This is a genomic window from Streptomyces sp. NPDC059567, from assembly GCF_042735655.1.
In the GTDB taxonomy this organism is placed as follows: domain Bacteria; phylum Actinomycetota; class Actinomycetes; order Streptomycetales; family Streptomycetaceae; genus Streptomyces.
Window position 1 is genome coordinate 84,957 of sequence record NZ_JBHWBS010000021.1, and the last position, 7,638, is coordinate 92,594.

The following is a 7,638-nucleotide window of genomic DNA, read 5'->3' on the forward strand; positions in this document are numbered from 1 at the left end:
GGGTCTTCCTGCCCCGCTCCCGCCCCCCCCGGCCGGCGCGCGCGCGGCCGCCCCGGGTCTCCTCCTCGCGGGTCTTCCCCCCCCCCCCCCCGGGCACCCTTCGCTTTTGCTCCAATGAAGAACCAATTTCGGATCCTCGCAGGTCAATGGGTTGTTCGCGCTTGTACCACCGAGAGGAAGAGCCGCTCGCGACGGCTCGCGGCGGCTCGCCGCACCCCTTCCCAGCTGCCTGAACGACCGGTCGGTCGGGTGCCGGGACGGGGGTACGGCCGGAAACCGGCGGGGGATTGGCGATCACCCTCCGCATCGGCAAGACTCCGGCGCGCAATCAGGTAGCACCCGCCTCGAAGGGACACCCCCGTGCGTTACGTCCTCCGCAACACCGCTCTCACCACCGCTCTCGCCACCGGCCTCGCCCTCATCGGCGTCGCGGCGACGCCTGCTCAGGCCGAACCCGCACCCTCGACCGCCGCGCCGACCGGCCTCTACCCGCCGTCGGCGCTCGTGCTCGCGATCGGCCGGGGCGAGGACGCGGCGACGGCGACGGTCGCCAGGGCGGTCACCCTCAACTGCGCCCCCACGCCCAGCGGCACCCACCCGGCGCCCGAACTGGCCTGCGCCGACCTGACGTCGGTCGACGGAGACCTCGCCGAACTGACCGTGGCCTGGAGCAACAGCCCCTGTACGAAGATCTGGGACCCGGTCACGCTCACCGGCGACGGCGTATGGGAAGGCAAGCGGATCAGCTGGACGGCGACGTACGGCAACGCGTGCGAGATGAACGTCGGCATGGCCAGGAGCTCGGTCTTCACGTTCTGACGCCCCGGCCCGCCCGCCGCCGACGTCAGGAGCCCGCCCAGCCCGGGGTCCAGGCGTCGGCCGTTGGCGTCGGGCGGCACCTGCTGTCGCGCTCAGGCAGGAGACGGGGTGCCGGCCGCGGGCAGGCGGCGGGTGAGCACGTGGGTCGTACTGCCGTCGTCCTCGGTGATGTCCCGGACGTGCTCGAAGCCGATCCTGTCCAGCAGGGCCAGTGAGGCCGTGTTCGACGCGGCCACGGTGGCGTGGACCTCGGTCAGGCCGAGGGTGCCGAAGCCGTGGGCGACGATCCCCTCGGCCAGTTCGCGGCCCAGGCCGGCTCCCCACGCCTCAGGGGCGAGGGCGTAGACGATCTCGAAGCCGTCGACCGCATCGGTCCGCTTGATCTCGGCGTGTCCCACGAGCCGCCCGTCCCGGCGGACGGCCCAGACGTCGAACAGCTCCTTCGCATAGACCTTCGTGAAGATCCGCCCGAACAGGGCCCGGTCGTCCGCTTCGGAGGACGGGCCGTCCCCCATCCACCGGGACACCCTCGTGTCCTGGAACAGGGCGACGAATCCGTCCTCGTCCTCGGGAACGTATCGCTCGAGGAGCAGCCGCCGGGTGCGCAGAGTCGGGGTCATGATCGGCCAGGCTATCCACGCAACACCCTTGCCTGTCACGCGATTTCCCGTGGAACGGCAGCGGCCGGGGGGTACCGCCATGGTCCGGTGGCGGCCGCGGCCCGAGGCACGGCGGCCGGATGGACCTTGGGTGATCCGGGGCTCGCGCGGCCGACTTCTTTGGTGCATTTGCCAGTACGGACTGTCACCGGTGCCGGAGGAGACTCATCGCCACTGGCCACCCGGAGGTCCGGCGTGGCCACGCACAGACCGAAGCGAAACGAGGGGGCGGCACGTGGGCGTGCAGCAGTACGACGAGATCGGTGAGGCGTTCGAGGGGTTCAAGGCCCTGCCGTTGACGCGATTCGGGGAGGTGCCGAGCTTCCTGGGCATGGTCGGGGACGTGAGCGGCAAGTCGGTCCTCGACCTGGCGTGCGGCACCGGTTTCTACAGCAGGGAGTTCAAGCGGCGCGGCGCCACGGACGTCTTCGGCGTCGACATCTCCGTCGAGATGATCGCGGCCGCTCGCAAGATCGAGGAGCGCGACCCGCTGGGTGTGCGGTACGAGGTCGGCGCCGTGGAGGATCTGGAGGCTCTCGACCGGCACTTCGACATCGCGCTGGCAGTGCAGTGCCTCAACTACGCCGAGGACATCGCGGCGATGGAGCGGATGTGTCGCAACATCCACCGGAGCCTGGTGCCGGGTGGAGAGTTCTTCGTGTTCGCCCAGAAGCCCGACTACGCGTTCGACTGCGCCTCCCTGGACAAGTACGGGTTCCGCTGCGAGCCGCTCGGCGAGGAGATCGAGACGGGTCCGCGGGTGCGGGTCACGGCTCTCCTCGACCCGCAGCCGATCACCATCACCGCCGCGGCCCCGCGCCGCGAGGTCTACGAGGACTGCCTGGCGGCGGCCGGCTTCAGTGAGGTGACGTGGGTACCGCTGACGGTGTCCGAGGCCGGCATCCATGAGTACGGCGAGGACTTCTGGACGGACCTGCTCGCCCACCCGCCGCTGGAAATGCTCCGCTGCCGCGCCTGACCTGCCGACGGCACGTGACCGTCCGGCCGGCTGACCGCTCCTGTCCGGCCGGCCGGACGCCACGCCGGTGTCGGCCTGGTCAGCCGACTCGCTTGTAGGTCTCCTTCGAGCCCTGTCCCGAGTCGTTGGTGAGGATCAGCCGCTCCTCGCCGTCCACCTCGCCGAGACGCAGCGGGGCCGTCTGCTTGCCGGCCCAGCCGCAGTCCACCTGCGCGAGGAAGTGGCGCCAGGTCTTGTCCGCCTCCGACTGCACGGCCTGCACGCTGCCCTCGCAGGTGTCGCTCCCGTCGCTGGTCCAGAACTTCCCGTCCGCGGAGATCCGCAGCGTCCAGGGGGTGCCCCCCTCGCCGGTCTCCTTCCACTCACCGACGACCATGGCCAGGTCGGTGGCGCCCGGCTTCGCGGCCTGTTCTGTCGGGTTCTGCGGATTCGCGTCGAGCGGATTCGCCGAGACGTCCGAGGTCTCACAGCCCGTCAGGAGAAGCATCGCTCCCAGGGCGGCCCCCGCCGCACCTCGTGTCCATCTATTCATGGCCCCTACCGTACCCACCCCAAGTCGGCGGTCCGACAGAGGCATTGGCGGTCAGGAGCTGCGCCGCGGGCGCGGGACGGCGGAACCCGGCCCCCGTCGCCTCCGGTGGAATCGGACCTGATCAGGCGGTACGGGTCCCGGGCCGTACGTGTCCTCGGACGGCAGGAGACGCGCCCTCTGTCGGGGGCGGACCGGCTCTCTACGATGATCGCCGTCGAGATCCGCGACCTCCCTGATGACATGGGCTCCGCGGACGAGATCTTCGCGCACCAGGGCCGACTCGTCGTCGCCCGCTATGACGCCAATGAGACGAGCTCCGGGCCCTTCACGGCCTATGAACGTCGCTGACGCCGCCGCACAGCCGTCACCCTCGCGTCGCTCCTGATGCGGGCGTGACATGTGAAGACACCGCCTAGGCGGCTGCGGGGCGGATGTTACCGGGGCGGCCGCGGCCTTGCGGGTCTCGCGCATGATCAGCAGGCCGTTGACCACCATCAGTGTCGCGGTCAGGCCGTGAACGCTGAGCGCGGTGGCCACGGAGCCGTGGTGGGTCAGCACGGTGGCCATGTCGCCGTACGCGGCGAGGGCCTCCACCAGCAGCACCCAGCCCAGCGCCCGGCGGTGGCCCGTCACCAGCAGGATGCCCAGGACCAGGGCCAGGACGACGTCGCGGATTCCCTTGATGATCAGGAAGCCGTCGCCGTCGCCGGACGGCCAGCTCGGCAGGCCGAAGCCCGGCGCCGTCGTCTCCGGGCTCAGGATGTACTCCCCCCCGAACCAGAGGATGAAGAGGATGAAGGCGGCGGTCAGGACGGTGTTGAACTTCTTCAGCGGCATCGTTCTTCTCCTTGCGAGTCTTCGTCAGCTTGGTGAGCGTGCCGAGTCGTGCGGGGCCGACCGGCGGGCTCAGGCGAGGGCGGCGACCAGCAGGGCGAAGGCGGCGATGATGACGGCGACGCGGACGTAGTGGAAGCGGTCCCAGCGGTTCATCTGCTCCTTCCAGTCCTCGGGCCGGTTGTCAGGGGTCCACGTCTTGCCCCGGTTGTTGATCGGGACGAGCAGCAGAAGCGACATGACCACGCTGACGATCAGCAGCGCGCCGGCGGTGACGACGAGTCCGGTGCCGGGGTGATGCCATCCGGCGAGGGCCCAGCCCGCGACGAGGGCGAGCGAACCGAGGTACCAGACCGGCATCACGGCGCCGAGCATCCGGCCCCCGTGGGCGCGGCCGAGTTGGCCGCTGTCCTCCGGGAGTGCGTTGAGGATCGGGTTGATGACGAAGGCGACGGAGAACTCCACCCCCACCATCACGCCGACGACCACGGTGGTGAACACCTCGAGTGCGTTGAGCATGATGACTCCTCCTGAGATCTAGCGGCGCTAGATGATGAGGCAACGCTAGCCCTACTGCCGCTCGATTGTCTAGCGGTGCTAGGATCGAATCATGTCGGTACAGGAACGCAAGCAGCGCGAACGGGCGGAGCGCGAGCGCCTCATCGTGGCGACAGCCCGCGAACTCGCCGAGCAGCAGGGCTGGGACGCGGTCACCACCCGTCGGCTCGCCGAGCGCATCGAATACAGCCAGCCCGTCCTCTACAGCCACTTCCGCGGCAAACGCGAGATCATCGGCGCCGTCGCCCTCGAGGGCGCCGCCGAGATGGCCGTGGCGATGCGGACCGCGACCTCCGGTGTGAACAGCCCGCGCGAGCGGGTCGCCGCCCTCGCCCGTGCCTACCTCGACTTCGCCGCACGCAACCCCGCGGTCTACGACGCCCTGTTCCGGCTCGACGGCGGCCTGGCCTTCGCGGACGTGGACACCCCGGAACCTCTCAAGGACGCCTTCGCCGCGCTGCTGGAGAGCCTGGGCGAGGTCGCCGGGGACGGCGTCGACCCAGGGCTGTTCACCGAGGTGTTCTGGGCATCCCTGCACGGCCTGGCGACCCTGACCCGGGCGGGACGGCTGCCGCCGGAGTACATCGAGCCGAGGGTGGAGCTGCTGGTGGACCGGCTCGCCGTGGTCTGACACACCGTTCCGGCGGGCACGCAGCCGGGGCCCTCGGGCCCCACCGCTGCCTGCCTGCGGCATCCCTTCCGGTCACTCGCGTACACGAAGCCGCGACGCCCATTGATCACGACCCGCTACGCGCCCTAGGGCGCCGGTCCGACGGCACCTGGGGCATCGGGTTGTGCCCGCGCGCCGTCGACGGCTTCCTGGACACGGGTGCGCCAAGGGGTGCGGTAGGCGTGGGAGGGGCCTTTCGGCGGATGGCGATGGGCGGCAGTGGCGCTACGGCAAGGGCCACAGCGGGTCTCGCCGGCGACGGGCCGGAAGGCGTGGTCGTCACCCGGCCCGTCGCAGATCACGGGCTCGGCGGGCGCGACGGGTGGATCGGGCGCGAAGGCGACACGGGGGCCGGCGTCGGCCGATCGCGGCGGCGGGGCGGGCATCTTCAGGGTCAGGCGGTGGCGGATGAAGCCCACCGGCGAACGGACCACGCTCGGCAGACCGGAGGTCAGAGCGTGCCGTAGCTCGGCGGCGGAGAATCCCCGCCGGAACCACTCCGCCGCCGCTTCGGCCAGCCCACGCGCCTCCCGGACACCGAGCGACAGGACGGGGTTGGCGTGTCGGAGCGACAGCAACAGGCGCTCGGCCGCGGCGACTTCGGGGGCTTGGGCCGCGGCGAGGGGTGCGGTCGGTTCCGGGGCGGGTGCCGCGACCACGACCGACGCCGCGGCGGCGACCGGTACCGCGGCCCGCTCCGGGACTGCGGCCGGGGCCGGCTCTGGGCCTGGGGTCGGGGGCCGTTTCCTGGGCGGGTTCGGTTCGGCCTCGGCCTGCGGCTCTTTGGTGGGTGGGTGGGGAGAAGTCTTCTCCCGGTCTTCGTCTACCGGTTTAGAGCTGCCGAGTTCCCGCATCCCCGGAGAACCGACCGCCGGATTACCGAGACTCGGCGGCACGTCATCCCGGACGAGGTTCGCCTCCTCACCCGTGAGGGTGACGTTGGAGAGCAGCTGCTCGGTGACCCAATGCCCGCGTGCGCCCTGCCACTTCCACTCGAAGTAGTAGCCGCAGGCCGCCAGGGATCCCTTCGCCTTCTGGTAGGCCCGCGGCTTCATGCCCAGGTCGGCGGCGTGCGCACCGAGGGGCTTCGCGGCGGCGTCACAGGGGAGGCCCTGGACGTAGATGAGGAGGATCTTCGCGTCGCTGGTCAGACGCGGGTGTCGCACGACTTGGTGCGAGACCTTGGTGAAGCACCGAACCGGCGCGTTAGCATGTCGAAGCATTCCCGGTGGGTCCGTACCACTGGTAGTGAAGGCCCTCGGATTCTGGTGTTGGTACCACCACCGAGGGCCGCTCCATTTCTTACGGAGCGTGATTGCGCGGTCACCGTACCGCACGTAGGACCATTTCGTACAACAAGTCCGGTTCCACGAAGGGGTCTTCGTCGGTCGGCAAAGACCTCCAGTCCAGCGGCCACGTCATCCCGTCGAGCGCGGCGCCGCAGCCAGCTCGTGTACGTCGAGGGTCTGAGCGGCAGGTACTTTCTCAGCGAACAACCCGAGTTGGGGGACGCGTTCGCACGTTATGGCACTCTGCGAGCACAGGCCCTGAGCCCAGAAGACTCCGCCGAACTCATCGAACAGGTGGCACGAGAGCTATGAGCACTGACCTCAACTGGTTCAAGAGCAGCTACAGCAGCGAACAGGGCGGCAACTGCGTCGAGGTCGCCATCTCCTGGACGAAGTCCTCGTACAGCAGCGGCCAGGGCGGCGACTGCGTCGAGGGCGCGGCCTGCCCTCACACCGTCCACGTCCGTGACTCCAAGGACCTCACCCGCCCCTCCTTCGCCCTCTCCCCCACCGCCTGGAGCACCTTCGTCCAGGACCTCTGAATCAGTCGAACGCAGCAGCTCGACATGCACATGACCGGCGGCACGCCGAGCCTGGTCCCATGGGCATACGACCATGGGTGGTCGGGGCCCGGCTCAGCGGCTGACGGCCGGTGAGCGGCTGGGACTCATGCCCCGCTGGTCACTGTCGGTGGGTGGTGGGGTGAGTTGATCGGGGTGGGTGTCGCTAAGTTCCGCAACTCGCCTTCGGGGGGGGTCCTGTGGGGCCGATTCCGGGGAAGTTACCGCGAGTAGTGGAGAGTTAGGGACACCGGCCGTTGGACCGACGCCGTCCCCGCCCCTCCGTGTGGGCAATCGTCCCGCTGGGGCGGGACCGCGCCCTTGTCGGGCCCAGCCCCCCGGTCCGTACGGTGCCCACGGGGTGCGGCGCCGTCGCGGGTTGTGCCCACCCTCTCCCAGACTCCGTCCGGGGGGACCCCCAGCCCCGCGGAACGCCTGCCACAACCAGGCCGGGAGGGGGCAGCGTCTCCACCCACTCAGAGTCACCAGCGGGGCATGAATCCCAGCCAACCACCGGCCGTCACACGCTAAGCGCCGCCGGGCCACCCCATTCAACGACCGCGCACCACCACCCCCACACCCGACAGACGCCCACGGCGCCACGCGCCCCCACGCCTGCCCGCGTGGCCACGCCCCCCGGCCGCCCTCCGAGTGTGAAAAGGCGACCGGAGGCGGTGGGTCAAGGGTGAAGCGCAGCGCAATCGGCGAAGCCGACGCGACGCAGGAGCGCCCTTGACC

The 7,638-nt window shown here is 70.3% G+C and carries 8 protein-coding genes and 1 pseudogene; 4 read left to right on the plus strand and 5 right to left on the minus strand.

Features of this window, described 5'->3' with window-relative positions:
* Positions 1 to 360: 360 nt before the first annotated feature.
* Positions 361 to 819, plus strand: coding sequence for an SSI family serine proteinase inhibitor (locus tag ACFVZW_RS13055; protein WP_384520329.1), 459 nt, complete (start codon positions 361 to 363; stop codon positions 817 to 819).
* Positions 820 to 911: 92 nt separating this feature from the next.
* Here the strand turns inward: ACFVZW_RS13055 and ACFVZW_RS13060 are convergent, their stop codons facing one another.
* Positions 912 to 1,439 carry a GNAT family N-acetyltransferase gene (locus tag ACFVZW_RS13060; protein ID WP_384520331.1) on the minus strand — a complete coding sequence of 176 codons (528 nt, stop codon included), beginning with the start codon at positions 1,437 to 1,439 and terminating at the stop codon, positions 912 to 914.
* A 274-nt stretch (positions 1,440 to 1,713) separates the two neighbouring features.
* Here ACFVZW_RS13060 and ACFVZW_RS13065 point away from each other — a divergent pair, with 274 nt between their 5' ends.
* On the plus strand, positions 1,714 to 2,457 hold the full coding sequence (locus ACFVZW_RS13065) for a class I SAM-dependent methyltransferase (protein WP_384520333.1): 744 nt from the start codon (positions 1,714 to 1,716) through the stop codon (positions 2,455 to 2,457).
* 79 nt (positions 2,458 to 2,536) lie between these two features.
* Here ACFVZW_RS13065 and ACFVZW_RS13070 read toward each other — a convergent pair whose 3' ends face one another.
* The 3 genes and pseudogenes from ACFVZW_RS13070 to ACFVZW_RS13080 form a co-directional block, all read right to left on the minus strand.
* Positions 2,537 to 2,989, minus strand: coding sequence for a hypothetical protein (locus ACFVZW_RS13070; protein WP_384520334.1), 453 nt, complete (start codon positions 2,987 to 2,989; stop codon positions 2,537 to 2,539).
* A gap of 417 nt (positions 2,990 to 3,406) precedes the next feature.
* Positions 3,407 to 3,826, minus strand: a pseudogene (locus tag ACFVZW_RS13075) (DUF4267 domain-containing protein); the annotation flags it as partial.
* Between the two features lie 69 nt (positions 3,827 to 3,895).
* Entirely contained in the window at positions 3,896 to 4,342 is a 447-nt protein-coding gene (locus ACFVZW_RS13080; protein ID WP_384520336.1) for an anthrone oxygenase family protein, read from the minus strand.
* 91 nt (positions 4,343 to 4,433) lie between these two features.
* Here ACFVZW_RS13080 and ACFVZW_RS13085 point away from each other — a divergent pair, with 91 nt between their 5' ends.
* A complete protein-coding gene (locus ACFVZW_RS13085) occupies positions 4,434 to 5,012 on the plus strand; it encodes a TetR/AcrR family transcriptional regulator (RefSeq protein WP_384520338.1) in 579 nt (192 codons plus the stop codon).
* 125 nt (positions 5,013 to 5,137) lie between these two features.
* Here ACFVZW_RS13085 and ACFVZW_RS13090 read toward each other — a convergent pair whose 3' ends face one another.
* Positions 5,138 to 6,217 carry a hypothetical protein gene (locus ACFVZW_RS13090; protein WP_384520340.1) on the minus strand — a complete coding sequence of 360 codons (1,080 nt, stop codon included), beginning with the start codon at positions 6,215 to 6,217 and terminating at the stop codon, positions 5,138 to 5,140.
* A gap of 431 nt (positions 6,218 to 6,648) precedes the next feature.
* Here ACFVZW_RS13090 and ACFVZW_RS13095 point away from each other — a divergent pair, with 431 nt between their 5' ends.
* A complete protein-coding gene (locus tag ACFVZW_RS13095) occupies positions 6,649 to 6,882 on the plus strand; it encodes a DUF397 domain-containing protein (protein ID WP_384520342.1) in 234 nt (77 codons plus the stop codon).
* Positions 6,883 to 7,638 lie beyond the last annotated feature (756 nt).